The sequence below is a fragment of the Thermus arciformis genome (assembly GCF_900102145.1).
In the GTDB taxonomy this organism is placed as follows: domain Bacteria; phylum Deinococcota; class Deinococci; order Deinococcales; family Thermaceae; genus Thermus; species Thermus arciformis.
Genome location: NZ_FNBC01000013.1, coordinates 26,114 through 50,685 on the forward strand (window position 1 = coordinate 26,114; position 24,572 = coordinate 50,685).

The 24,572-nt window shown below is 68.5% G+C and carries 23 protein-coding genes and 1 CRISPR repeat array; of the genes, 17 read left to right on the forward strand and 6 right to left on the reverse strand.

What is annotated here, in order from left to right:
- Positions 1-35 precede the first annotated feature (35 nt).
- From BLP62_RS06110 to BLP62_RS06140, 7 genes are all read left to right on the forward strand, one after another.
- A complete protein-coding gene (locus BLP62_RS06110; protein WP_093006906.1) occupies positions 36-503 on the forward strand; it encodes an S-ribosylhomocysteine lyase in 468 nt (155 codons plus the stop codon).
- A complete protein-coding gene (gene mtnN, locus BLP62_RS06115) occupies positions 500-1,162 on the forward strand; it encodes a 5'-methylthioadenosine/S-adenosylhomocysteine nucleosidase (RefSeq protein ID WP_093006908.1) in 663 nt (220 codons plus the stop codon). Before BLP62_RS06110 ends, mtnN begins: the two co-directional genes overlap by 4 nt.
- A gap of 14 nt (positions 1,163-1,176) precedes the next feature.
- Positions 1,177-2,100, forward strand: a complete 924-nt coding sequence (locus BLP62_RS06120) for a ribose-phosphate diphosphokinase (RefSeq protein WP_093006910.1) — start codon at positions 1,177-1,179, stop codon at positions 2,098-2,100.
- A gap of 65 nt (positions 2,101-2,165) precedes the next feature.
- Positions 2,166-2,783 (forward strand): 50S ribosomal protein L25, encoded by a 618-nt coding sequence (locus BLP62_RS06125; RefSeq protein WP_093006912.1) that lies wholly within the window; start codon positions 2,166-2,168, stop codon positions 2,781-2,783.
- A 57-nt stretch (positions 2,784-2,840) separates the two neighbouring features.
- Positions 2,841-3,407 (forward strand): aminoacyl-tRNA hydrolase, encoded by a 567-nt coding sequence (gene pth / locus BLP62_RS06130; RefSeq protein ID WP_093006913.1) that lies wholly within the window; start codon positions 2,841-2,843, stop codon positions 3,405-3,407.
- A 9-nt stretch (positions 3,408-3,416) separates the two neighbouring features.
- Positions 3,417-4,385 (forward strand): D-alanine--D-alanine ligase, encoded by a 969-nt coding sequence (ddl, locus tag BLP62_RS06135; protein ID WP_093006914.1) that lies wholly within the window; start codon positions 3,417-3,419, stop codon positions 4,383-4,385.
- A gap of 79 nt (positions 4,386-4,464) precedes the next feature.
- Positions 4,465-5,463, forward strand: a complete 999-nt coding sequence (locus BLP62_RS06140) for a M24 family metallopeptidase (RefSeq protein ID WP_093006916.1) — start codon at positions 4,465-4,467, stop codon at positions 5,461-5,463.
- On the opposite strand, the gene BLP62_RS06145 is transcribed toward BLP62_RS06140, so the two are convergent.
- The gene (locus tag BLP62_RS06145) at positions 5,460-6,233 is read right to left on the reverse strand and encodes a DeoR/GlpR family DNA-binding transcription regulator (RefSeq protein WP_093006917.1); all 774 of its coding nucleotides are present in this window, start codon (positions 6,231-6,233) and stop codon (positions 5,460-5,462) included. The genes BLP62_RS06140 and BLP62_RS06145 overlap by 4 nt on opposite strands.
- Before the next feature lie 185 nt (positions 6,234-6,418).
- On the opposite strand from BLP62_RS06145, the gene BLP62_RS06150 reads away from it, so the two are divergent.
- Genes BLP62_RS06150 through cas1 form a run of 9 tightly spaced genes read left to right on the forward strand, consistent with a single transcriptional unit; the run spans position 6,419 to position 18,379 of the window.
- The gene (locus BLP62_RS06150) at positions 6,419-7,516 is read left to right on the forward strand and encodes a glycoside hydrolase family 53 protein (RefSeq protein WP_093006919.1); all 1,098 of its coding nucleotides are present in this window, start codon (positions 6,419-6,421) and stop codon (positions 7,514-7,516) included.
- 20 nt (positions 7,517-7,536) lie between these two features.
- Positions 7,537-8,733, forward strand: a complete 1,197-nt coding sequence (locus BLP62_RS06155) for a sugar ABC transporter substrate-binding protein (protein ID WP_420918353.1) — start codon at positions 7,537-7,539, stop codon at positions 8,731-8,733.
- A gap of 56 nt (positions 8,734-8,789) precedes the next feature.
- On the forward strand, positions 8,790-10,727 hold the full coding sequence (locus BLP62_RS06160) for a beta-galactosidase (protein WP_093006923.1): 1,938 nt from the start codon (positions 8,790-8,792) through the stop codon (positions 10,725-10,727).
- The gene (locus BLP62_RS06165; RefSeq protein WP_093006925.1) at positions 10,724-12,154 is read left to right on the forward strand and encodes a glycoside hydrolase family 36 protein; all 1,431 of its coding nucleotides are present in this window, start codon (positions 10,724-10,726) and stop codon (positions 12,152-12,154) included. The genes BLP62_RS06160 and BLP62_RS06165 overlap by 4 nt, the downstream gene beginning before the upstream one ends.
- Entirely contained in the window at positions 12,138-13,184 is a 1,047-nt protein-coding gene (galT, locus tag BLP62_RS06170; RefSeq protein WP_093006927.1) for a galactose-1-phosphate uridylyltransferase, read from the forward strand. The genes BLP62_RS06165 and galT overlap by 17 nt, the downstream gene beginning before the upstream one ends.
- Positions 13,181-14,671 carry a glycerol kinase GlpK gene (gene glpK / locus BLP62_RS06175; protein WP_093006929.1) on the forward strand — a complete coding sequence of 497 codons (1,491 nt, stop codon included), beginning with the start codon at positions 13,181-13,183 and terminating at the stop codon, positions 14,669-14,671. The genes galT and glpK overlap by 4 nt, the downstream gene beginning before the upstream one ends.
- Positions 14,668-16,203 (forward strand): glycerol-3-phosphate dehydrogenase/oxidase, encoded by a 1,536-nt coding sequence (locus tag BLP62_RS06180; RefSeq protein ID WP_093006931.1) that lies wholly within the window; start codon positions 14,668-14,670, stop codon positions 16,201-16,203. The genes glpK and BLP62_RS06180 overlap by 4 nt, the downstream gene beginning before the upstream one ends.
- A 19-nt stretch (positions 16,204-16,222) precedes the next feature.
- The gene (locus BLP62_RS06185; protein WP_093006933.1) at positions 16,223-17,428 is read left to right on the forward strand and encodes a TIGR02710 family CRISPR-associated CARF protein; all 1,206 of its coding nucleotides are present in this window, start codon (positions 16,223-16,225) and stop codon (positions 17,426-17,428) included.
- Positions 17,429-17,431: 3 nt separating this feature from the next.
- The gene (gene cas1, locus BLP62_RS06190) at positions 17,432-18,379 is read left to right on the forward strand and encodes a CRISPR-associated endonuclease Cas1 (RefSeq protein ID WP_093006935.1); all 948 of its coding nucleotides are present in this window, start codon (positions 17,432-17,434) and stop codon (positions 18,377-18,379) included.
- Positions 18,380-18,725: 346 nt separating this feature from the next.
- A CRISPR array of direct repeats spans positions 18,726-19,143; the repeat unit is 36 nt; unit sequence GTTGCAAGAGCTTGAGCCCCGTAAGGGGATTGCGAC.
- Between the two features lie 11 nt (positions 19,144-19,154).
- Here cas1 and BLP62_RS06200 read toward each other — a convergent pair.
- Positions 19,155-19,673, reverse strand: a complete 519-nt coding sequence (locus BLP62_RS06200) for a transposase (RefSeq protein WP_093006937.1) — start codon at positions 19,671-19,673, stop codon at positions 19,155-19,157.
- Between the two features lie 384 nt (positions 19,674-20,057).
- Here BLP62_RS06200 and BLP62_RS06205 point away from each other — a divergent pair, with 384 nt between their 5' ends.
- Positions 20,058-21,965 (forward strand): PDDEXK family nuclease, encoded by a 1,908-nt coding sequence (locus BLP62_RS06205; protein WP_093006939.1) that lies wholly within the window; start codon positions 20,058-20,060, stop codon positions 21,963-21,965.
- Here the strand turns inward: BLP62_RS06205 and BLP62_RS06210 are convergent.
- The 4 genes from BLP62_RS06210 to BLP62_RS06225 are packed head-to-tail and all read right to left on the reverse strand — an operon-like array spanning position 21,936 to position 24,518.
- Entirely contained in the window at positions 21,936-22,457 is a 522-nt protein-coding gene (locus BLP62_RS06210; protein WP_093006941.1) for a hypothetical protein, read from the reverse strand. The genes BLP62_RS06205 and BLP62_RS06210 overlap by 30 nt on opposite strands.
- A 4-nt stretch (positions 22,458-22,461) precedes the next feature.
- The gene (locus BLP62_RS06215) at positions 22,462-23,181 is read right to left on the reverse strand and encodes a hypothetical protein (protein ID WP_093006943.1); all 720 of its coding nucleotides are present in this window, start codon (positions 23,179-23,181) and stop codon (positions 22,462-22,464) included.
- Positions 23,150-24,115 carry a hypothetical protein gene (locus BLP62_RS06220; RefSeq protein WP_093006945.1) on the reverse strand — a complete coding sequence of 322 codons (966 nt, stop codon included), beginning with the start codon at positions 24,113-24,115 and terminating at the stop codon, positions 23,150-23,152. Before BLP62_RS06220 ends, BLP62_RS06215 begins: the two co-directional genes overlap by 32 nt.
- Positions 24,108-24,518 carry a hypothetical protein gene (locus BLP62_RS06225; RefSeq protein WP_093006947.1) on the reverse strand — a complete coding sequence of 137 codons (411 nt, stop codon included), beginning with the start codon at positions 24,516-24,518 and terminating at the stop codon, positions 24,108-24,110. The genes BLP62_RS06220 and BLP62_RS06225 overlap by 8 nt, the downstream gene beginning before the upstream one ends.
- Between the last annotated feature and the right edge of the window lie 54 nt (positions 24,519-24,572).

Consider the following 24,572-nt stretch of genomic DNA (forward strand, 5'->3'; position numbering starts at 1 on the left):
CCTATTTTGCCCCGGGGCTTTGGTGTAATAGGGGCATGGCCGAGGTGGAGAGCTTCAGCCTGGACCACACCAAGGTAAGGGCTCCCTACGTGCGCCTGGCGGGGAGGAAGACCCTCGCGGGGGGCGTGGTGGAGAAGTACGACCTGAGGCTCGCCCAACCCAACCGGGAAGCCCTGCCCACCGCCGCCCTGCATACCCTGGAACACCTCCTGGCAGGCTACCTGCGGGACCACCTGGAAGGGGTTATTGACCTCTCCCCCATGGGCTGCCGCACGGGCTTTTACCTGGTGGTGGAAGGCCCCGTGGGGGAGGAAAAGGTCCTCGAGGCCTTCGCCAAGTCCTTGAAGGACGTCCTCGCTCACGAGGGGGAGGTCCCCGGGGCAAGCTTCAAGGAGTGCGGCAACTACCGGGACCACGACCTCCCTGGGGCCAAGGCCTGGGCGGAGCGGGTCCTGCGCCAAGGGCTTAGGGTGCAGGCCACGGTGCCCCTGGAGGGGGCATGACCGCCTTCTTCGCCGCCGAGCCCGAGGAGGCCTCCGCCCTCCGGGAGGCCCTGGGGGCGGGGGAGGCCCTCCTGGCCCCCTTTCCCCTCCACCGGGGCGAGGGGGTCTTGGTGGCGGAGACGGGCGTGGGGAAGGTGGCGGCCGCCATGGCCGTGGCCCACGTCCTTACCCGCTTCCGCCCCTCGGAGAGCTTCTTCCTGGGGGTGGCGGGGGCCTTAGACCCTACCCTTCGCGCCTTGGACCTCCTCCTGGCGGAGAAGGCGGTGCAGTGGGACGTGGACCTCACCCCCTTCGGCCGCAAGCCCGGGGAGACCGCCTTTGGGGTGGGCTTCTTCCCTTCTGACCCCGCCCTCCTCGCCCGGGCGGAGAAGGCTGCCCTGGCCTTGGGCCTCCCCTTCAGGCGGGGGGTGGTGGCCACGGGGGACCGCTTTCTGGCCCGAAGGGAGGAGGCGGAAAGGCTTCGCGCCCTCCACGGGGCGGACGCCGTGGAGATGGAGGGGGCCGCGGCCCTCATGGTGGCCTGGCGCTTCCGCCATCCCATGGCCCTCCTCCGGGCGGTGACGGACGGGGCCGGGGAGGGCGCGGCCCTGGACTTCCAGGCCTTTTTGCGGGAGGCCGCAAGGCGCCTTGGGCTCCTCGCCCGGGCCCTGGTAGAGTGAGGAGGGGGTCCGGCATGGAAATCCGGCTCTTCTCGGGGAGCGCCCACCCCGACCTGGCCCGGCGGGTGGCGGAGGCCCTGGGGGTGCCCTTGGGGAAGGCCCTAGTGGACCGCTTTCCCGACGGGGAGGTGCGGGTCAGGCTCCTAGAGAGCGTCCGCGGGGAGGACGTCTACCTCATCCAGCCCACCTCGCCCCCGGTGAACGACCACCTGATGGAGCTCCTCCTCTTGGCGGACGCCGCCAGGCGGAGCTCGGCGGGGCGCATCAACGCCGTCATCCCCTACTTCGGCTACGCCCGCCAGGACAAGCAGACGGAGGGCCGGGAGCCCATCAGCGCCAAGCTGGTGGCGGGGCTTTTGGAGAAGGTGGGGGTGGAGCGGGTCATCGCCATTGACCTCCACGCCCCCCAGATCCAGGGCTTCTTTGACATCCCCGTGGACCACCTCTCCGCCGTGCGCCTCTTCGCCCGCTACCTCCAGGAAAGGGGGTTCGGGGAAAACGCCGTGGTGGTCTCCCCGGACGCGGGCCGGGCCGAGGAGGCGAGGAGGCTTGCGGAAAGGCTCGGCCTTCCCTTCGCCATGCTGGCCAAAAGGCGCCACGGGCCCCGGGAGACCTCCGTGACCTACGTCATCGGGGACGTGGAGGGGAAAAGACCCATCCTGGTGGACGACATCGTCTCCACCGGGGGGACGATTAGACGGGGGGTGGAGGCCCTCCTAAAGGCCGGGGCCCTTCCCCAGGTGGTGGTCATGGCCACCCACGCCGTCCTGGTGGGGGAGGCCCGAGAGAACCTCTCCCACCCGGCCATCCAGGAAGTGGTCTTCACCGACACCATCCCCTTAAAAGGCGGGGGCTACACGGTGCTTTCCACCGCCGAGCTTCTCGCCCAGGCCATCCGCCACGTGCACACCAACCAGTCGGTGAGCGCCCTCATCTAGGGGGATGTGGTAAGCTTTTCTTTGTGTGCCCCTAAGGGGCCGAGGTTTGCGCTTTGGGAGGAGCCATGGAGTATCGCCTGAAGGCCTACTACCGGGAGGGGGAGAAGCCCAGCGCCCTTAGGCGGGCGGGCAGGCTCCCCGGGGTGATGTACAACAAGCACCTGAACCGCAAGGTCTACGTGGAGCTCGGGGAGTTTGACAAGGTCTTCCGCCAGGCTTCCATCCACCACGTGATCGTCCTGGAGCTTCCCGACGGGGAGTTCCCCACCTTGGTGCGCCAGGTGAACCTGGACAAGCGCCGCCGCCGCCCCGAGCACGTGGACTTCTACGTGCTCTCCGACGAGCCCGTGGAGATGTACGTCCCCTTGCGCTTCGTGGGCACCCCCGTGGGGGTGCGGGAGGGCGGGGTGCTCCAGGAGGTGCACCGGGACATCCTGGTGCGGGTGTCTCCTCGGAACATCCCCGAGTACATTGAGGTGGACGTCTCCGGCCTCGGCATCGGGGACAGCCTCCACGCCTCGGAGCTCAAGCTTCCCGAGGGGGTGAAGCTCGCCATGCCCCCGGAGGAGACCATCGCCGCCGTGGTGCCCCCTGAGGACGTGGAGCGCCTGGCGGCGGAGGCCGCCGAGGCCCCGGCCGAGCCCGAGGTCATCAAGAAGGGCAAGAAGGAAGAGGAGGCCTGATTTCCCAAGGCCCCTGGTGGCGGGGGCGGTCGCCCCCGCCTTTTGCCAGGAGGAGGCATGTTCTTGGTGGTGGGCCAAGGAAACCCGGGGGAGGCCTACGCCCGCACCCGGCACAACGTGGGCTTCATGGTCCTGGACCGCCTGGGGCTTCCCTTCCGGCGGAAGGGGGAGGCCCTTGTGGCCGAGGTGGAGATGGGGGGCGAGCGGGGGTTTTTCCTCAAGCCCCTCACCTACTACAACCTCACGGGGAAGGCGGTGGCCCCCCTGGTCCGCTTCTACCGCATCCCCCCGGAGCGCCTCCTGGTGGTCCACGACGAGATGGACCTGCCCCTGGGCCGGTTGCGCTTTAAGGCCGGGGGAAGCCCCGCGGGCAACCGGGGGGTGGCCTCCATCGCCCTGGCCCTGGGCACCCTGGCCTTCCACCGCCTGAGGATCGGCATCGGTAAGCCCCCAAGCCGGGAAGAGGGGGCGGCCTACGTCCTCTCCCCCTTCGCCGAGGAGGAGTGGCCGGTGGTGGAGCGGGTTCTGGAGGTGGCCAAGGAGGCGGTGCGCTGCTGGGTGGCGGAGGGGCTTCTGCCCTGCGCGGGGCGCTACAACGGCCTGGACCTCCGGGAAAGGGGCTAAGCTTTAGCCATGGTGGCGCCCAGGGTGCTTCTCATCGCCGGGGGGAGGAGCCTCGAGCACGAGGTCTCCTTCCTTTCCGCCCAGGGGGTCTTGGAGCACATGCCCTTCCCCACGGACCTCGCCGTCATCGCCAAGGATGGGCGTTGGCTCCTCGGGGAGGGGGCCTTGGAGGCCCTGAGGGAGGGGGTGGCCCCTTCTGGGGCGCACCCCTTCCCCCCGCCTTTGGACTGGGGGGCCTACGACGTGGTCTTCCCCCTTCTCCACGGCCGCTTTGGGGAGGACGGCACCCTCCAGGGGTTTTTGGAGCTTCTGGGCAAGCCCTACGTGGGGGCGGGGGTGGCGGCGAGCGCCCTCTGTATGGACAAGGACCTCACCAAGCGGGTCCTGGCCCAGGCGGGCATCCCGGTGGTCCCTTGGGTGGCCCTCTACCGGGGCGAGGCCCCTTGGGTCCCCTTTGAACCCCCCTTCTTCGTCAAGCCCGCCAACACCGGCTCCAGCATCGGCATCTCCCGGGTGGAGGGCTACGCCCAGCTGGAGGAGGCCCTGGCCGAGGCCTTCCGCCACGATGTTAAGGCGGTGGTGGAGAAGGCCCTTCCTGGGGTGCGGGAGCTGGAGGTGGGGGTGCTGGGGAACGTCTTCGGGGAGGTGAGCCCCGTGGGGGAGGTGCGCTACCAGGCCCCCTTCTACGACTACGAGACCAAGTACACCCCGGGCCGGGCCGAGCTCCTCATCCCCGCGCCCCTAGACCCCGGCACCCAGGAGACCGTCCAGGAGCTGGCCCTGAAGGCCTACAAGCTCCTCGGCCTCCGGGGCATGGCCCGGGTGGACTTCTTCCTGGCGGAAGGAGAGCTTTACCTGAACGAGGTGAACACCATCCCGGGCTTCACCCCCACCAGCATGTTCCCCAGGCTCTTTGCGGCCGGGGGGCTGCCCTACCCCGAGCTTTTGAGGCGGTTGGTGGAACTGGCCCTGGAATAGTGCCTTTCCCACCTGTGAAGTCCCCTCGAGGCCCTTCCCGCCTGGCGGGGGAGGCTTGGGCTCCTGGTAGGCTTGGGCCATGGACCCGGTAGCCTGGGAGCGCTTAAGCCGCTTCCTCGTCCAGCGGGGTTTCCCCCGCTTCTACGTGGCCCGGCCCGAGAACTTCGCCTGGCTGGTGGGCGGGGAGAACACCCTGGGGATGGGGGAGGGCGTGGCCTACCTGGAGGTGGGGGAGGAGGTGGTCCTGCACACGAGCGCCATAGAGCACCCGAGGATGGTGGAGGAGGAAGCCCCGGGGCTTCCCGTGCGGGTCCACCCCTGGTACGCCTTCCCCCCGCCCCCAAGCCCCAATGACCTGGAGCACGACCTCACGCCCCTTCGCCTTGTCCTCTCCCGGGGGGCCCAGGAGGCCTTTGCCCACCTCGGGCGGGAGGCGGCCATGGCGGTGGGGGAGGTGGTGCGCTCGGCCCGGCCGGAATGGACGGAGTACGCCCTCGCCGGGGCCTTGGCGGAGGCGTTGTGGGGGAGGGGGATCCGGCCCTTGCTCCTTTTGGTGGCGGGGGAGGGGAGGCTTTTCCGGCACCGCCACCCCCTGCCCAAGGGGAAGCCCCTGGGGCGGGCCTTCATGGCGGTGGCGTGCGCGGAGCGGGGGGGCTTGGTGGCGAACCTCACCCGGATGGCGAGCTTCGGCCACGAGGAGGTGGAGGCCCGGTACCGGAAGGTCTTGGAGGTGGAGGCGGCGGCCCTTTCGGCTTCCCGGCCTGGGGCCACCTTGGGGGAGGTGTTCGCGGCGCTCCAGGGGGCTTACGCGCGGGTGGGGTTTCCCCTGGCCTGGGAGGAGCACCACCAGGGGGGCGTGGGGGGTTATCGGTCCCGGGAGGCCATCGCCACGCCGGGGCATCCTTTGGTGCTGGAGGCGGGGATGGTCCTGGCGTGGAACCCGAGCCTTTCGGGGGCCAAGGTGGAGGACACCTTTCTCCTCAGGGAGGGGGGCCTCCTGAACCTCACGGAGGACCCCTTCTGGCCCACGGTGGAGGTGGAGGGGAGGAAAAGGCCTGACCTCTTTCGGAACGCCTAGGCGAGCTCCACCCGGAGCCCCGCCTCTTCCAGAGCCCTTAGGGCCTCGGGGTGGGCCTTTTTGTCGGTGATGAGGCGCGTGGCGGCGGAGAGGGGGGCGATCTTGGCCGCCGCCACCTGGAGGAGCTTGGAGTGGTCCGCCAGGAAGTAGACCTCCCGGGCCGCCCGGACCATGGCCTTCTTGATCTCCGCCTCCTCGAGGTTGGTGTTGGTGAAGCCCCGCTCGGGGTGGACCCCGTTGCACCCCAAGAAGGCCTTGTCGGCGTTCAGCTCCTCCAGGAGGAGGGTGCCGAAGGGGTTCACCAGGGAGTGCTGCAGGGGCCTGAGCCTTCCCCCGGTGACGATCACCGTGATGCCGGGATGGTTTTCCAGAAGGAGAGCGATGTTGAGGGCGCTGGTGATGACCACCACGTCCTTAAGGGTAGGGGAGAGGGCCTTGGCCATCTCGGTGGTGGTGCTCCCCACGTCCAGGATCACCACGTCCCCGTCCTTGACGAGCCCCGCCGCCCGCTTGCCGATGGCCTCCTTTTCCTTGGCGTGGAGGGTGCGGGTGACCTCGAGGGGGAGCTCAAACCGCCGGGCCTCCCAGAGCACAGCCCCACCCCTTAGGCGCCGGAGCCTTCCCTCCCGCTCCAGGGCATCGAGGTCGGCCCGCACCGTCACCTGGGAGACGCCGAGGGCCTTGGCCAGGTCGGCCACCCGCACCTGGCCGTCCTGCTTGAGGAGCCTAAGGATCCTTTCCCGCCGGGCCTGGGCCTCGAGGGTGGGCATGGAACCCATTATGCCAGCCCGGGAAGCCTACCAATCTCTTGCGATATCTGTACTTAACCTGTACTTATAGAGCCTATTGACAAAAGAGAGAAAGCTAAGATAACCTTTCCTTGGAGGCCGGAATGTAGTGGGCGGTTTCCCTTGGGGAGGCTCTAGGGCTCTACTGGGCGATCTTTGCGCTGGTTATGCTGGGTTTGGCGGCTGCTAACGGAAGAGTGAGGGGCGTGGACATCTCCACCTTGGCCTTGGTGGAGTGCGGAGGAGGGACTTTCCGTTTTCAGGGACAGGTGGTGGATCCTCTGGTGTGGCTGAAAGACCGCGGCCTCAACACCGCCCGTCTAAGGCTTTGGGTGGACCCGGTGGCGGATGGTGATGGCCGCTACGGCTTGGGCTACACCTTAGCCTTAGCGGAGCGCGCGCACCAGGCAGGGCTTGGGGTGTTTTTGAACTTCCACTACTCGGCTTTCTGGGCGGACCCGGAGCACCAAGAGAAGCCCCCTGCTTGGCAGGGCCTGGGTTACGAGGCCTTGGTGGAGCAGGTCTACGGTTACACCCGGACGGTCCTGCTCCGCTTCGGGGAACGGGGGGTCGCTCCCACCCTGGTCCAGATTGGTAACGAGATCGAGGCGGGCCTCCTTTGGCCTGAAGGGAAAACCTGGGGGGAGGGTTCTGGAGGCTTTGCCCGCCTCATTCCTCTGCTCCAGGCGGGAATCCGCGCGGTGCGGGAAGTCTTTGGCAAAAGGGTGGGTGTCGTCCTCCACCTGAGCCGCGGGGGGGATGGGTCCCTTTACCGCTGGTGGTTGGACAGCGCTCTCGTGGCCGGGCTTCGCCTCGAGGACTTTGACGCCGTGGGGGTTTCCTATTACCCCTACTGGCACGGGAGTCTTCGGGACTTGGAGGCCAACCTTCGGCAGATCGTGGACCGTTACCGCAAGCCGGTCCTTGTGGCGGAGACCGCCTATCCCTTTACCTTAGAGGATGCTGACGGCTACCCTAACATCGCTAGCGAGGAGTTGGCACGCCGAGCGGGGTTTCCTCCTACGCCCGAAGGGCAGGTAGCCTTCCTTCGGGCCCTTAAAGGGGTTGTCTGCGCCCTCCCCGAAGGCTACGGGTGGGGTTGGATCTACTGGGAGCCCTTGTGGTTGGCCGTGCCCGGGGCGGGGTGGAGGCGCGGGGAAGGCAACCCTTGGGAAAACCAGGCCTTGGTGGACTTCACAGGGGAACTGCGGGAAGCGCCCTGGCAGGTCTTGGGAACCCCCTGTGAGGCCGAGGAGGGAAGGTGAGGCGGATGTGGCTAAGGGGACTGGAAAAGGTATTTTTGGGTATGGTTGTGGCCTTAGGGCTGGGGTGGGCTCAGAACCGGATAGAGGTCTGGACGCACTTTCAGGGGGCTGAGCTGGAGTGGTTGAAGCAGCAGGCCAGCGCCTACCAGAAGGCCAAGGGGGTTCAGGTCCTCATCAGCGAGATGCCCCTGGGGGATATGCACAACAAGATCTTGCTTTCGGCACCCCAGGGGCACGCGGGAGATCTCTTTCTCACCGTGCCCCACGATTGGATAGGGGAGTTCGCCCAGGCCGGGGTCTTGGAGCCCCTGGATCGCTACGTGGACTCCGCCTACCGTGCGGATGTGGAACCGGTGGCCCTCGAAGCCTTTTCCTTTAGGGGGCGTCTCTTCGGGTTTCCTGCGTACGCCGAAAGCGTAGCTCTGATCTACAACAAGAAGTTTGTTAAGGGGGCTCCAAAGAGCTGGGCGGAGTTCCTTGCCTTGGCCCAACGCTACACGACCAAGGAAACCTTCGGCTTTCTCTACAACGTCAACGAAGGGTACTTCAACTTCGGCTTTTACCGTGCCTACGGCGTGGAAAACGTTTTTGCCAAGGACGCCAGCGGTAGCTACGATCCCCGAAGGATCCTCTTGGGCGGGGCTGTGGGCGAGCGAGTCCTGCAGCTCCTCAAGGACCTCCGTTTCCGGTACAGGTTGATTCCCGAGGGGACCAACTACGAGGTGGCCGATGGCGCCTTCAAAAGCGGTTCTTTAGCCATGATTCTAAACGGCCCGTGGGCTTTGGGCGATTACAAGAAGGCCGGCATTGATTTCGGCATCGCGCCCCTGCCTTCGCCCCCGGGGGCCGTGCGTCCTTGGGGACCCTTCTTGGGTGTACATGGGATCGGGGTCAATGCCTTTTCCCCCCGAAAGGCGTTGGCTTTGGACTTCGCCCGTTTCCTGGTGTCGCAGGATAACCTTGTTGCCTTCAACCAAGCAGGGGGACGCACACCGGTGTCCAAGAGTGCGGTGAAGCGCTTGGAGAAAGACCCTGTGGTGGCGGGGTTCGCCAAGATTTTCCCCCTGGGGGTGCCCATGCCCAACATTCCCGAGATGGGCAAGGTTTGGGCTCCCTGGAACAATGCCATCCAGCTTGCCATTCAGCGCCCCGACTCGGATGTGAAGGGCATCGTTAACAATCTGATGGTTGAGCTGCAGAAGGCTTTGGGTCGTTAGTGTTTCTAGCTTAGGGTTTCCCGAAGCCGGGTACCCTGGGGTCTATTTTTTGGACTATGCTTGGAGTCTGCTACTACCCCGAACACTGGCCCAAGGCGCGCTGGAAGGAGGACGCCCGGCGCATGCGGGAGGCGGGGCTTTCCTACGTGCGCGTGGGGGAGTTCGCCTGGGCCCTTTTGGAACCTGAACCTGGGAGATTGGAGTGGGGTTGGCTGGACGAAGCCCTCGCCACCCTGGCCGCCGAGGGGCTTAAGGTGGTCCTGGGCACGCCCACGGCCACCCCACCCAAGTGGCTCGTGGACCGCTACCCGGAGGTCCTCCCCGTGGACCGGGAAGGGCGGAGGCGGCGGTTTGGGGGGCGGCGGCACTACTGCTTTTCCAGCCCCGTTTACCGGGAGGAGGCCCGGCGCATCGTGACCCTCCTTGCCGAGCGCTACGGGGGCCTCGAGGCCGTGGCGGGCTTCCAGACCGACAACGAGTACGGCTGCCACGGCACCGTGCGCTGCTACTGCCCCCGCTGCCAGGAGGCCTTCCGGGGCTGGCTTAAGGCCCGGTACGGCACCGTTGAAGCCCTGAACGAGGCCTGGGGCACGGCCTTCTGGAGCCAGCGTTATCGGAACTTTGCCGAGGTGGAGCTCCCCCACCTCACCGTGGCCGAGCCCAACCCGAGCCACCTCCTGGACTACTACCGCTTCGCCTCGGACCAGGTGAGGGCCTTTAACCGCCTCCAGGTGGAGATCCTAAGGGCCCATGCCCCGGGAAAGTTCATCACCCACAACTTCATGGGCTTCTTCACCGACTTGGACGCCTTCGCCTTGGCCCAGGACCTGGACTTCGCGAGCTGGGACAGCTATCCCCTGGGCTTCACCGACCTCATGCCCCTACCCCCGGAGGAGAAGCTCCGCTACGCCCGCACCGGCCACCCCGACGTGGCCGCCTTCCACCACGACCTCTACCGGGGGGTGGGGCGGGGGCGGTTCTGGGTGATGGAGCAGCAGCCGGGCCCGGTGAACTGGGCCCCCCACAACCCGAGCCCCGCCCCCGGGATGGTGCGGCTTTGGACCTGGGAGGCCCTGGCCCACGGGGCGGAGGTGGTCTCCTACTTCCGCTGGCGCCAGGTGCCCTTCGCCCAGGAGCAGATGCACGCCGGGCTTCACCGGCCCGATGACGCCCCGGACCAGGGCCTCTTTGAGGCGAAGCGGGTGGCCGAGGAGCTCGCCGCCCTCGCCCTGCCCCCCGTGGCCCAGGCCCCCGTGGCCCTGGTCTTTGACTACGAGGCCGCCTGGGTCTACGAGGTCCAGCCCCAGGGGGCGGAGTGGAGCTACCTGGGCCTCGTCTACCTCTTTTACAGCGCCCTCCGGCGGCTTGGGCTGGACGTGGACGTGGTGCCCCCGGGGGCTTCCTTAAGGGGCTACGCCCTAACCGTGGTCCCAAGCCTCCCCATCGTCCGGGGGGAGGCCCTAAAGGCCTTCCAGGAGGCCGAGGGAATCGTCCTCTTCGGTCCCCGCTCGGGAAGCAAGACGGAGACCTTCCAGATCCCCAGAGAGCTCCCCCCTGGCCCCCTACAGGCCCTCCTTCCTCTTAAAGTGGTGCGGGTGGAAAGCCTTCCCCCGGGCCTCCTGGAGGTGGCGGAGGGGCCTATGGGCCGCTTCTCCCTGGGGCTTTGGCGGGAGTGGGTGGAAAGCCCCCTTAGGCCCTGGTTGGCCTTTGCCGACGGGGGCGGGGCCCTTTACCGGGAGGGGCGGTACCTGTACCTCGCCGCCTGGCCTTCCCCGGAGCTTTTGGGGGTCCTCCTGGTTGGCTTGGCCCAGGAGGCCGGGTTGCGTCCCGTTTTTCTGCCGGAGGGCCTAAGGCTCAGGCGCCGGGGGCCCTGGGTCTTCGCCTTCAACTACGGCCCGGAGGCGGTGGAGGCCCCTGCCCCGGAAGGGGCCCGGTTCCTCCTGGGGGGTAAGCGGGTAGGCCCTTATGACCTCGCCGTCTGGGAGGAGGCATGAGGCTAAGCCTAGGGGAACTGGAGGTGTTCCTCACGGCGGAGGGCCTGGAGGAGGCCCCGGGGGGAGTGCGCCTTTGGGGCAGGGAGGTGCGGGTCTTTCCCCCTTTTCCCGCCAAGGGGTTCTTCCGCCACGGCTGGCAGAGCTGGAGCCTCGCCGCCTGGGTGGACCCCGCTCGGGCCCCCACGCCCCTCCTCCCCGAGGCGCGCCGCCCCCAGGCGGACGACCCCTTCCTGCTGGAGGCCGGGGCGTGGTGGGGAAGCGGCCTGGGGGCCCTTAGGGGGCCCGATGGGAGGGTGCTCCTCCTCGGCGCCCTGGACGTGGGGGCGCGGGTCCTGGGCCGGGGGGACCTCCTCCTTGGCCGCTACGCCGGGGAAGGCGGGGCCTGGTTCCTGGCCTACGGCGAGGAAGAGGAGGTCTTTTCCGCCTACGCCCGGCTTCTCCCCAGGCGCCTTTCCGGGAGGCCCCCCAGGGTGTGGTGCTCCTGGTACAGCTTCTACACGGGGATTAGCGAGGACCTCCTTCTTCGGGTTCTGGACGAGGTGGCGGCCTTTCCTTTTGAGGTCTTCCAGATAGACGACGGCTGGCAGTGGGCCCTGGGGGACTGGGAGCCCAACGAGCGCTTTCCCCGGGGCATGGCCTACCTGGCCCAGCGGGTCCGGGAAAGGGGCTTGAGGGCTGGGCTTTGGCTCGCCCCCTTCCTGGTCACGGCGGATAGCCCCCTCTTCCAAAGGCGGCCTGACTGGGTTCTTCGGGACGAGGAGGGGAGGCCCGTGCGGGCGGGCTTCAACTGGGGGAAGCCCCTCTACGCCCTGGACGCGGGGAAGGAGGAGGTGGTGGAGTGGGCTGCGGGCCTCGTGCGCAAGGCCCTCGCCTGGGGCTACGACTACTTAAAGCTGGACTTCCTCTACGCCGCCGCCCTCCCGGGGGCCGAGGGGGAGGCCCGCTACCGGAGGGCCATGGCCCGCCTGCGGGAGGCGGCGAAAGAGGCCTACCTCCTCTTCTGCGGGGCCCCCGTCCTCGCCTCCCTGGGCCTCGCCGATGGCCTCCGGGTAGGCCCGGACGTGGCCCCCTACTGGGACAACGAGGACCGCTCCATATGGCTTTCCGACCCCACGGGGCCCGGCCTCAAGAACGCCCTCCGCTCCACCCTCCACCGCCTCTGGCTCATGGAGAACGTCCACGTGGACCCCGACGTGGCCTACTTCCGCACGCGCTTCAACTTGCTTAAGCCCGAGGAGATGCGCCTCCAGGAGGCTTTGGCCCACATCACGGGCTTCAAGGCCACTTCCGATCCGCCCTCGTGGCTTCTTGCGGAGGAGATGGCGCGCCTTCAGGCCTTCCTCGCCCGGGAGGTCCCGGCGCGGCGCCTCGGTCCCTACCGCTTTAGGGTAGGGGAGGAGGAGGTAGACTATGCCGCCCTTCTATAAGCGCCTCCACAGGAAGGCCGACGGGAGGGAACTCCTCCTCTACAGCCTGAACCCCCTCGAGGACCCCCCTCTCCCCGAACACGCCGAGCCCTTCCGCCCCGCCCCCCACCTCCGCTACCACCCCTTGAGAGGGGAGTGGGTGGTCTATGCCGCCCACCGCCAGGAGCGCACCTTCCTCCCTCCCAAGGAGCACTGCCCCTTGTGCCCGAGCCGGGAGGGGGGCTTCCCCACGGAGATCCCCTTCCCCTCTTTCCAGGTGGCCGTCTTTGAGAACCGCTTCCCCTCCTTCGTGGGGGAGGCCCCTCCCCCTCCCGAGGGGCTTCCCGTGCCTGTGGGGGAGGCTATGGGGCGGTGCGAGGTGGTGGTCTACACCCCGGCCCACGTGGGAAGCCTCGCCACCCTTGGGGAGGAAGAGCGGCTCCTCCTCGCCTGGGCCTGGCGAGACCGCTACCAGGCCCTCTACGCCCTTCCCGGGGTGCGCTTCGTCATGCCCTTTGAGAACCGGGGGGAGGCGGTGGGGGTGACCCTCCACCACCCCCACGGCCAGATCTACGCCTACCCCTTCGTGCCCCCCGTCCTGGAGCGGGAGGGCCAGGCCTTCCGGGAAAGGCCCGTGCTCCTTGAGCTTTTCCCCAAGCTTGGGCCCTACCTGGTGGACGAGGAAGGGGGCTTCCTCGCCTTCGTCCCCCCCTTCGCCCGCTACCCCTTTGAGGTCTGGGTGGCCCCCGTGGAGAGGCACCCCGGCCCCTGGACCTTCTCCGAGGGGGAGATGGCGGCCTTCGCCAGGCTTTTGGGCCGGGTGGTGGCCCGGTACGACGCCCTCTATGGGGAGCCTTTCCCTTACGTTATGGTCTTCCACGCCGCGCCCTTGGGGGAGGAGCGCACCTTCCACTTCCACGTGGAGTTCTACCCCCCAAGGCGCACCCGGGACAAGCTCAAGTTCCTGGCGGGGACGGAGCTTGGGGCGGGGACCTTCGTGGTGGACGCCCTGCCCGAGGAGACGGCCAAAAAGCTTAGGGAGGTTCTATGAGGTATCTTCTGGCCCTGGACCAAGGCACCACCAGCAGCCGGGCCCTCCTCTTCACCCTGGAGGGGAGGCCTGTGGCGGTGGCCCAGCGGGAGTTCCGGCAGCTTTACCCGAGGCCGGGCTGGGTGGAGCACGACCCCCTGGAGCTCTGGGAGACCACGCTCCTTGCGGCGCGGGAGGCCCTTGGGAAGGCCGGGGTAGGGGCGGGGGAGGTGTTGGCCCTGGGGATCACCAACCAGCGGGAAACCACCCTCGTCTGGGACCGGAGTACGGGGAAGCCCCTCCATAACGCCATCGTCTGGCAGGACCGGAGGACGGCCCCCCTGTGCGAGGCCTTGAGGGCGCGGGGCCTGGAACCCCTTTTCCGGGAGCGCACCAGGCTCCTCTTTGACCCCTACTTCTCGGGAACGAAGCTTTTGTGGCTCTTGGAGAACGTGCCCGGTCTGAGGGCGCGGGCGGAAAGGGGAGAGGTCTGCTTCGGCACCGTGGACACCTGGCTCATCTGGAACCTCACGGGGGGAAAGGTCTTCGCCACCGACCCCACCAACGCGAGCCGCACCTTGTTCTTCAACCTCCACACCCTCGCCTGGGACCCGGAGCTCCTCGAGGCCCTCGGGATCCCCGCCGCCCTCCTCCCGGAGGTGCGGCCCTCGGACGGGGACTTCGGGGAAACCCTCCCCGAGCTCCTGGGGGCGCCCGTCCCCATACGGGGGGTCTTGGGGGACCAGCAGGCGGCCCTCTTCGGCCAGGCGGCCCTAGGGGAGGGGGAGGGGAAGTGCACCTACGGCACCGGGGCCTTCCTCCTCTTGAACACGGGGGGAAGGCCCCTCCTCTCCGAAAAGGGCCTCCTTACCACGGTGGCCTGGAGCCTTGGGGGGAGGGCCACCTACGCCCTGGAAGGAAGCCTCTTCGTGGCGGGGGCCGCGGTGGGGTGGCTCAAGGAGGTGGGCCTCATCCGGGAAAGCGCCGAGGTGGAAGCCCTGGCGGAGGGCGTGGAGGACGCGGGGGACGTCTACTTCGTCCCCGCCTTCACCGGGCTTGGCGCTCCCTACTGGGACCCCTACGCCCGGGGAACCCTCCTCGGCCTCACCCGGGGGACCACGCGGGCCCACCTGGCCCGGGCGGCCCTGGAGGGGGTGGCCTTCCAGGTGCGGGACGTGGTCCTGGCCATGGAGGAGGAGGCCGGGGTCCGGCTCAAGGTCCTCAAGGCGGACGGGGGCATGGCGCAAAACCGCCTCTTCCTCAAGCTCCAGGCGGACTTCCTCGGGGTGCCGGTGGCGGTGCCGGAGGTGACGGAGACCACCGCCTTGGGGGCGGCCCTCATGGCCGGGGTGGGGGCGGGGGCCCTTTCCCCGGAGGAGGTGGCGGGGCGCTACCGCGAGGCGGAAAGGTTTTTCCCCACGATGCCCGAGGGGAGGCGGGAAGCCCTCTACCGGAGGTGGCGGGAGGCGGTGGAACGGGCCCGGGGCTGGGCAAAGGAGGAGGGATGACGGACCGGGAGGCCCTTTGGGAGCGGCTAAGGGAGCCCTTTGACCTCCTCATTTTGGGGGGCGGGGCCACGGGGGCCGGGGTCCTGTGGGAGGCCACACTTAGGGGCCTGAAGGCCGCCCTGGTGGAGGCGAGGGACTTCGCCTCGGGGACGAGCTCCCGCTCCACCAAGCTCCTCCACGGGGGGGTGCGGTACCTGGAGCTCGCCTTCAAGCGCTTAGACCGCCGCCAGCTCAAGCTGGTGGTGGACGCCCTCCACGAGCGCAAGGTGGTGATGGACCTCGCCCCCCACCTGGCGAAGCCCTTAACCCTCGTCACCCCCCTCTTCCGCCCTCTGGAGATCCCCTACTACACCCTGGGCCTGAAGCTCTACGACCTCCTCGCCGGGAAAAGGCGCCTCGCCCCAAGCCGCTACCTTCCCCCTGAGGAGGTGGCGCGGCTCTTCCCGGACCTGCCAAAGACCCTGGGGGGCGTGGCCTACCAGGACGGGCAGTTCGCCGACTTCCGCCTAAACCTCGCCCTCATTCTCTCCGCCCTGGAGCGGGGGGCGGTGGCCCTGAACTACGCCGAGGCCAAGGCCCTCCTCCTGGAGAGGGGCAGGGTGCGGGGGGCGGTGGTGCGGGACGGGCTTTCGGGGAAGGAGGTGGAGGTCCGGGCCAAGGCGGTGGTGAACGCCACCGGGCCCCTCGCCGACCGGGTGCGCCGCCTCCTGGACCCAGGGCTTCCCCCCCTCCTCACCGCCTCCAGCGGGGTCCACCTCGTCCTGGACTACCCCCTCGAGGCGGGCCTCCTCGTCCCCAAGACCAGGGACGGCCGCGTCCTCTTCCTCCTCCCCTACCGGGGCATGGCCCTCCTCGGCACCACGGACCTCCCCGCCGAGCCCGCCTCCTGCCCCCTTCCCCGGGAGGAGGAGGTGGCCTACCTCCTGGAGGAGATAAGGCCCTACCTGGGGGACGTCTCGGGCCGGGTGCGGGCGGTCTGGTCGGGCCTGAGGCCCCTCGTGGGGAAGGGGGAGACGAAGCTTCTGGTCCGGGACCACTACATAGAGGAAAGGCGGGGCCTCTACACGTTGGTAGGGGGAAAGTGGACCACCTTCCGCCTCATGGCCTTGGACCTCGTGGAGCGCCTCGCCAAGGACCTGGGCCTCGCCCTTCCGCCCTCCAAAAGCCACGTCACGCCCCTCCTCGGGGCGGGGCCGAGGCCCGAGCTTCCCTTGCCCGAGGAGACGGCGCGGCGGCTCTGGGAGACCTACGGCACCCTGGCCCTCGAGGTCCTGGCCCTGGGGGATAGGCCCCTCCTCCCCGGGCTTCCCTACCTGGAGGGGGAGGTGGTCTATGCGGTGCGGCGGGAGCTTGCCAGGAAGCCCCTGGACGTCCTGGCGCGGCGGATGGGCCTCGCCTTTTTGGACCAAGCGAAGGCCCGGGAGGCCCTGCCAAAGGTGGTGGAGCTCATGGGAGGGCTTCTCGGCTGGGACGAGAGGGAGCGGGCCCTGCGCCTCGCCGAGGCCGAGGATGGTCTTCCGGGGCTTTGCTGAGGCCCGGGATAATGGGCCCATGAAGGTCCTCATCCTCACCGTGGGCACCACCCGGGAACCCCTGGAGGTGGCCCTGGCGGAGCATCCCCCCCAAGGGGTGGTCTTCCTGGCGAGCCAGGCCTCCCACCCGGTGGCGGCGGAGCTCGTTCGGGACTACGGCGGGTCTTTCCGGCACCACACCCTTCTCCTCGAGGACGCCGAAAGCCTCATGGAGGCCTACCAGAAGGCCCTCCTGGCCCTGAGGAAGGCCCTGGAGTGGGAGGCCACGGCCATCGTCGCCGACCTCACCGGGGGCACCAAGCCCATGGCCGCGGGCCTCGTCCTCGCCCTCACGGGGCGGGGCGTGGTCTTCAGCTACGTGGGCGGGGAGGCCCGCGACCCCGGCACGGGCCGGGTCCTTGCCGGGAAGGAGCGGCTCAGGCTCCTGGAGGACCCCACGGCCCGGCTCGGCCTTAAGGAGTGGGCGGGCTTCACCCGGGCCTGGAACGCCCTGAACCTGGGCATGGCCCTGGCCGAGCTGGAAAGCCTCTTGAGGCGGGACCTCTCCCCCTCGGAGGCCCGCTTCTACGGGGCGATGAAGGGGGTGGTGGAGGGGCTCATGGAGTGGGACCGCTTCCGGCACCGGGAGGCCTGGGCGCGCCTCTCCGTCCACCTTCCCCTGGCCCTGGCGGTGGCCGAGGCCTGGGGGCACGGGGCCAAGGTGCGGGTCCTGAAGGGGCTGGAAGCCTTCCTTCCCCACCTGAAGGGCATCGTGGAGGCCGGGCTAAAGCCCACCTTCCTCCTCCTCCAGGACCTTTTGGCCAACGCCGAGCGCCGCGCCGCCTTGGGCCGCTTTGACGACGCCCTGGCGAGGCTCTACCGCGCCCTGGAGCTCGCCGTGGAGGCGGACGTCCACGAGAGGCTGGGCTTCTTCCTGAAGGACCCCAGGACCTGGCCCGAGGGCTTTCCGGAGGGCCTGAGGGAGCGCATTCTCAAGCCCCGGGGCCTCATGGACCTTTTGGACGCCGCCTTTGACCTGGACCTGGCCTTTGGGGAGCAGGGCACCCTGGCCCAGCGCCTCTACGGGGCGAAAAACCGCCTCCAGGCCCTCCTCCAAAGGCGGCACGAAAGCATCCTGGCCCACGGCACGAGGCCCGTGGGGGAAGAGGACTACGCTGCCCTGCGGGACTTCCTCATGAGGCTGGACGAGCGTCTGAGGCCCCTTCCCCCCTGGCCCAGGTTCTAGGCCATGACCCTGCACCTCACCCGCCAAGGGGCCACCTTGCGCCTCCGCCAGGGAAGGCTCCTTTTGGAGGAGGAGGGGCGGGAGGTGGCGGGCTTCCCCGCCCGGCAGGTGCGCTCCGTGGCCCTTTGGGGGAACGTGCGGCTTTCCACCCCCGCCCTCGTCTTCCTCCTGCGGCAGGGGGTCCCGGTGTTCTTTTACTCCCTGGAGGGGTTTCTCCACGGGGTGGCGGGGGCCTACCCCGACCCCCACCCGGACCACCTCCGGGCCCAGTTCGCCGCGGAAGGCCTTCCCCTGGCCCGCGCCTTCGTGGTGGGGAAGCTTCGCTCGGCTCTGGCCCTTCTGGAGCGCCACCGCCTGCCCGAGGCGGGAGGCGTGGCGGAGGCCCTGGCCCGGGCCGAGGGGGCTTTGGAGCTTGAGCGCCTCAGGGGGGCGGAAGGGGAGGGGAGCCGGGCCTACTTCCAGGGCCTTGCCCGACTCCTCGGCCCCTACGGCTTCGGGGGCCGCACCCGGAGGCCCCCAAGGGACCCGGTGAACGCCGCCCTCTCCTACGGGTACGCCCTCCTCCTGGGGAGGGTTCTTGTGGCGGTGCGGCTCGCCGGGCTCCACCCTGAGGTGGGCTTTCTCCACGCCGAGGGGCGGCGAAGCCCCGCCCTCGCTTTGGACCTCATGGAGGAGTTCCGGGTGCCCGCCGTGGACCAGGTGGTCCTCTCCGCCTTCCGGCGGGGCCTCCTCACCCCATCCCACGCTGAGGCGCGGGAGGGGGGCGTGTACCTGAACGAGGAGGGGCGGAGGCGGCTCATCCAGCTCTTTGAGGAGCGCTTGTTGGAGGAGGTGAGCCACCCTTTGGGCTTCCGCAAGCCCCTGGGGGAGACGATTGAGGTGCAGGCTCAGCGGCTGAAGGCGGCCCTTTTGGGGCGGGGGGAGTACACGCCCTTTTACCTTCGGGGCTAGGGGGTACTTGACACGACGGAACGGGCGTTTTTTACGCTTTCACAAAGCGAAGTAAGGTGGAAAAGGGGCTTTTTGGGGCAATTTTGGACGGGGTACACCGTTTCAGCGAGATGCTATAATGCCTTTGTCCGGACCTCCGGACGGGGATCTTGAAAGCCGGTTTTTCCCTTGCGGAAGGCGAATATGCGCTTTTTCTTTTCATCGCCCCTTCCTCTTGTGGCTTTCTATCGGTGTAAACCCTCAAAAACCCCCGTTATTCGCCGTGTGCATATTCCAAGCTTCATCTTTCTCACAAACCCCCCCTCTGGCGGCGCCGTCCAGGACGGGGTTCTGAGGGGGGTAGAGTGTTGCAAGAGCTTGAGCCCCGTAAGGGGATTGCGACTCCATTAGATTGGGTGCGGCCTGAGGCGGAGCCAGGTCGCTTGTTGCAAGAGCTTGAGCCCCGTAAGGGGATTGCGACTCAAACTCCGGGTCTGCCCCAAGCCTGCGAACCAACATGGTTGCAAGAGCTTGAGCCCCGTAAGGGGATTGCGACTCGGGATAGACAATCTCCCCCTCAACGACTTCTATATCGTGTTGCAAGAGCTTGAGCCCCGTAAGGGGATTGCGACCACCCTGGACCTGGTGCGCGCCCCCGAGCCCGTCTCCCTCTAGTTGCAAGAGCTTGAGCCCCGTAAGGGGATTGCGACTCAAACTCCGGGTCTGCCCCAAGCCTGCGAACCAACATGGTTGCAAGAGCTTGAGCCCCGTAAGGGGATTGATACTGTCTTGCCTGTCAAGCCACCCCTTGGGCTGGCTGACCGGCGTAGTACTCCCTGAGCCGCCCCATCATCCGCCTGAGGAGCTTGTGGGCCACGGCCAAGAGCGCCTGCTTTTTTGTCTTCCCTCGGGAAAGCAAACGGTGGTAGAAGGCCCGCATCTCTGGGTCATGCCGCACCGCCACCAAAGCCCCCATGTAGAGCTTCCGCCGCAAAAGGGGAGGCCCCTTCCTGGAAAGCCGACCCCTCTCCACGCTCTTCCCCGACTCCTCCCGCTCGGGGATGAGCCCCGCGTAGGAGGCCGCCGCCTTCGCCCGGCCCCAAAGCTCTGGCGGCAGGAGGGCCAGCACCGCCGCCGCCACCTGGGGCCCCACCCCGGGCAGGGCCATCAGGACTTCCGCCTCGGGGAGGGCGGCGAGGAGGGCTTGACGGCCTTCGGGGGTGTTGGGGAAGCGGAGGCGGGTGGGTTTGGGGGAGTTGGAGACCAGGGCCAGGTCCAGGTGGGGTTTGCTGACGTCAATACCGGCGAAGGTCATGGGCTCTCTCCTTTTTGGTAAGCTGAGGGAGGTGGCCACCCGACCCCGTGGGCCTTCCATGTGGATGCGGTCTTGCACGACCGGGATACTGTGCGGCGGGGAGGCCGGGGCGGGTGGCTACCCATCAATCCCGCGGGCGTGGGTGCCCGGCAACCAGGGCGGTAGGGCCTCCCTCAGGGGGCAAGATACATGCGACCCCGGTAGCCGCCCATGCCGGGCAGGGCCTAGGTTTAGGGTTGCAAGAGCTTGAGCCCCGTAAGGGGATTGCGACGGCGCGTCCGAGGAGAGGCGGATGAGGTCCCTTAGGTGGAAGTTGCAAGAGGTTGAGCCCCGTAAGGAGATTGCCTCGGGCGGGGGCTTGTATCTTTTCCCTAGGAGGCGTCCATGCAGGCCCCGGTGTACCTGTGCCTTCTGGGCAACGACCCGGCCCCCGCCTACCTCGGCCTGAAGCTGGTGGAGCGGAAGGCGGGGAGGGTGGCGAAGGCCGTCTTTTACTCCTTCCCGGAGTGGAACGAGGAGTACAGGAAAAAGCGCCAGGCCCTTTTCCGCCTCCTTTCCGAAAAGGGCGTCCCCCACGAGGAGAGGCCCCTGGAAGAGGGGCTGGGAGAGGCGGAGGCCCGGGAGGTCTGGGTGAACCTCACGGGAGGGGCCAAGCTCTGGGCGGTCAGATTCTTCGGGCGCTGGCGGCGGCCCGGCGCCCGGGTCTTCCTCGTGGAGGGCCACCGCGTCCTCGAGGCGCCCAGGGCCCTTTTCCTCTGGCCCCGGGAGGAGGAGCTTTCCCTAGAGGGGGAAGCCCTCACCCTGGAGGAGTACGCCAAGCTCTACCTGGAGCCCCTGGGGGAAGCCTGGGAGCGGGTTCCCCCGCCCGGGGCCTTCCCCCCTAGAGCCCAGGCGGCCCGCCTTCCCAGCCGAGAGGGCGGGGTGTTCGTGGTCCACCGGGGCCTTCCCTACTGGGTGCGGCCCCACCTGGGGGACGAGGCCAAGGACATGTCCCGGAAGGCTCTTTCCGCCTTCTCCGGTGAGGCCAAGCGTCTTGGGGGCCAGCTCTGCCTGCCCGTGGTGCCCTACCACAGGGCGCACCTCCGCTCCCGCCACCCTAGGGAGCGGGAGAAGGTCCTCGCCCGCTGGAAAGCCTGGGCCAGGGAGTACGGGGTGTTCCTGGTGGACCCGGGCAGGCCTTTGGAGGAGGTGATGGCCTCCCAAACCAAAGGGAAGGCCTCCAAGAAGGCCTTGCCCCTTCCCCAGGAGGGGCCCCTTCTCCTGGCCCTGGTTTCCGAGCAGGCCGTTCCCCTCTACGCGGCCCACCTCCACGCCCGGCCCCGGGAGGTCTACCTCCTCACCACCCCCGAGATGGAAAGCCGCCTCCGCTGGGCGGAGGCCTTCTTCCGGGGCAAGGGGGTGCGGGTGCATAGGAGCTTCGTCCCCGGGCCCTGGGCCCTGAAGGAGGTGCGGGACCTCCTGGCCCCCGTGGTGAGGGAGGCCCTGAGCAAGGGCTTCCCCATGCACGCCAACCTGAACGGCGGGACCACGGCCATGGCCTTGGGCCTCTACCTGGCCCTGGAGGAGGGGGCCCAGGCCCACTACCTGGACGGGGATCGCCTCTTCCTTCTGGACGGAGGGGAGGCTGAGGTGCCCTGGGAGGAGGGGGCCCCGGAGGACCTTCTCGCCCTGAGGGGGTACCGCCTCGAGGAGAACCACCCCGGGGCCCGGCCCAACCCCGGGCTCCTCGCCCTGGCCGAGGAGATCCTGGAGCGATGGGACGAGGTGCAGGCCTCCTGGGAGGCCTCGCCCTTGGTGGGGAGGTTCTTCGGCCTCTGGAGGAAGCGCTTCGGCCAGGCCTTTCCCCCGGAACGCCTTTCCGGGCTCAAGGGGCTTCCCCTGGAGTACGCGGTCTACAGCCACCTGAACGCCCACCTGGCCCCAAGAGGAGGCCGGGCCCGCATGGGCGGGCACCTGGTGCCCCTGGGGGGCAACGAGGCCCTGGCCCCCCAGTCCACGGAGGTGGACGGGGTCTTCTTCTACCGGGGCGCCCTCTGGCTCGTGGAGTGCAAGCCTAGGGACGAGGGCCTACGGGAGCGGGCCCTCCTCATGGGCGAGCTGGTGCGCTCCGTGGGTGGGGTGGGGGCCAGGGGGCTCATGGTGGCCCGGCGTTGGCGGGAAGCCCCGCCTCCGGCGAGCCCCAACCTGGTCTACATGGCCTTAGAGGGAGGCGAAGGCGTCCCCGGGGTCTACCGCTTCCCCCAGGATCTGGGCGAGGTCCTCTCACGGGATCCGGCGCCGCGGAGGGGCTAGGGTCCTTTTCGCCAGGGGCCTCCGGGGGAAGGGAAGGGTTTTCCAGGCCCCCGGGGGGCGCTCCTCGGCCTCCGGGGCCTTGGCCTTTTCCGGGGGAATGACCTCGGGGAAGGCCAGGGGGGTGGGGGGAGGAGGGGCTTCCAGAAAGGTCATCCTGGCCTTCCACTCCTCCCGGCTGTAGAACCCTTGGCGCTCCACGGCGGCGAGGAGCCGGGCCACGAGGGCCCTTCCCTCGGCGAAGGCCCAGGAGGGCACCTCGGCCCTATCGTGCAACACGGCGTTCCTCAGCTCCACGAGCCGCCAAAGCCTCTCCCGGAGGGCTGGGCCGTCGGAGTGGCTCTGGAAGAAGGCCTCCGCCGCCCCCGAACGGAGTTTGGCCCCTAGGGTGTCCTCCTTGGGGGCCCCCAGGCGCTCCAAAAGCTCCTCCAGAAGGAGGACGAGACGGATGAAGTCCCCCAAGGGGTCTCCGGTGCGCTGCCAGAGGGCTTCCATGGCGCTAGAGGAAGGGGCAGACCCGGGGGGTGGTGCCGTACCCCACCAGCCTGCCCCTTGAGGCCTGAATCAGCTCCTCCCAGAAGGTCTTGATGGAGGTGGTGAGCCGGGCGTTGGCGTTGTTGTCGTCCCCCGCCGTGATCCCGGCGATGCAGACCTCCTGGTCCTCGAGGTTGGGCAGGCCCAGGCGGGCCTTCACCCGCTGGAGAAGGCCTTGCCGCACCTCCCGCTTCTCCAGCTTGAGGCGGTAGTCGTAGAGGTTCATGAGCTCGGACTGCTCAAACCCGTGGGCCAGGACGAGGATGCGGCCGGGCTTCCGGGCCCGCTCCCCCGCCGCCTTCAGGGCCCCGATGATCTCCGTCCCCCGGCTGCACTCGGCGGCGGTCCGCTTGCGAAGCTCGTCAAAGGCCTTCAGCACCTCCTTCTGGAAGGCCTTCTTGGCTTCCTCCAGCTGAAAGCGCGGGGTGGAGAGAGGGTTGGGCGTCTCCAAGACCCGGGCGGGGGCGGTGTAGCTCCTCCCGCTGATGGGGGCAAGGGTGAGGCGGACCTGGGTGGTGACCACCTTCTCCATGAGCCGGGGGAGGACCTCGTGGGCCAGCATCTCCCGGTAGCCGTTTTGCACGTGCCGGGGGGCGCTGCACCCCAGGGCCACCAGGACCTGGTACTCCTCGGCCCCTCCCAGGAAGGGCAGGCTAAGGGCGAGGCTCAGGAGCCATGCGGTCATGGGCGCTTTCCTGGGTGAGGGGGTCGCTGGGGGCCTCGAGGTCCAGGGGCGGGAGGGCAGGCCGGTTCAGGGGCGGGATGTGGCCCACGAACTCGGGGGCCGGGTCCCACTGGGGCCAGGCGCGGGCGAAGCCCCGCCAGTAGGCGGCCACGTTCTCCCGGTAGTGGGCGAGGAGGTGGTCCAGGGCGCGCTCCGCGTTGCGGTTTAGGGCCAAGAGGCGCTGCCAGACCCGCCTTTCCTTCTGGGCCGCGAGGAAGAGCCTGCGGAGGAGCACCTCTCGTTCGTGGGGGCTGCGGTAGCCCAGGTAGAAGGTGAGGCCCACCAGCAACAGGCCGACGGCCATCAAGGCCAGGAGGCCGTAGATGGAATGGGCGGGGTTCCCGTGGATGGCCGCCATACGCTGGGTCCAGGAGAAGCGCAAGGCGGCGAAGAGGATCACCACGAGAAGGGGCAGGATACCCAGGATAAGGCTCAGGGGCAGGTTGCCCTTGCGGTACTCGTTCCCAGCGGCGTGCCCTAGCCAGAACAGGCCGACGGTGGCCACGGCGCCGATGATGAAGGCTTCCAACTGGTTCATCTCCAGGGTGTCCATGGCCATCTTGTTGTAGTAGGCCTCCCCTAGGAAGACCAACCCTAGGAACCCGTAGCGCGCGGCGTACCCCCCGAACACCTCGGGGGTGGGCTCGTCCTGCCCCACCACCTTCTCCAGGGCCTTGCGCTGGTGGCGGAAGAGGGCGAGCCGCTCCTCCAGCTTGGCCCGCCTGGCCAGATAGCGGCGCGCCACGCCCTCCATCCAGCGGCGGAACCATTCCTTGAGCTGCTCGGGGTAGGGGTTGGGGGTGAGGTAGGCGAGGCTGGCGTGCTTCCGGGAAAGGGCCTTTCCGTCCCGGCGTCCCACCCAGTAGGAACGCAGCACCCTGAAGCCATTAAGCATGGGCCTCCTCCTTGATCTCGGGCAGGGGGAAGAAGCGGTCCAAGGCCTCCTCCATCTGGGCCAAGGCGGCGAGCCGGGCGGCCTTGAGGCGGACCTGGCTCACGAGCTGGGCCACGGCCTGCCGGTGGGCCTCCTCGAGGCGGGCGATCTCCCCCTCCACATAGCGGATGCGAAGCTCCTCCCGGGCCAGGGCGGGGCGGAGGACGGCCTCGGGGTAGCGGCCCTCCCCCTCCAGGCGCCTCAGGTGCTCAAGCGCCCCCCGGTACTCCTGGAGGGCCTTTTCCAGGGGCGCTTTCTTCTTGGCGAGCTGGGCCTCGAGGGCCCTCACCTTCTTCCCCACCCCTTCCCTCAGCAGAGCAAGCCGCGCCCGGGCCTCCTCAGGGTTCACGCGCCGCCAAAGCATGGCTAGGCCCCATTTTCTTCCGGCCTGGCCGTTTCCGTGTGAGGTTTGCACGGG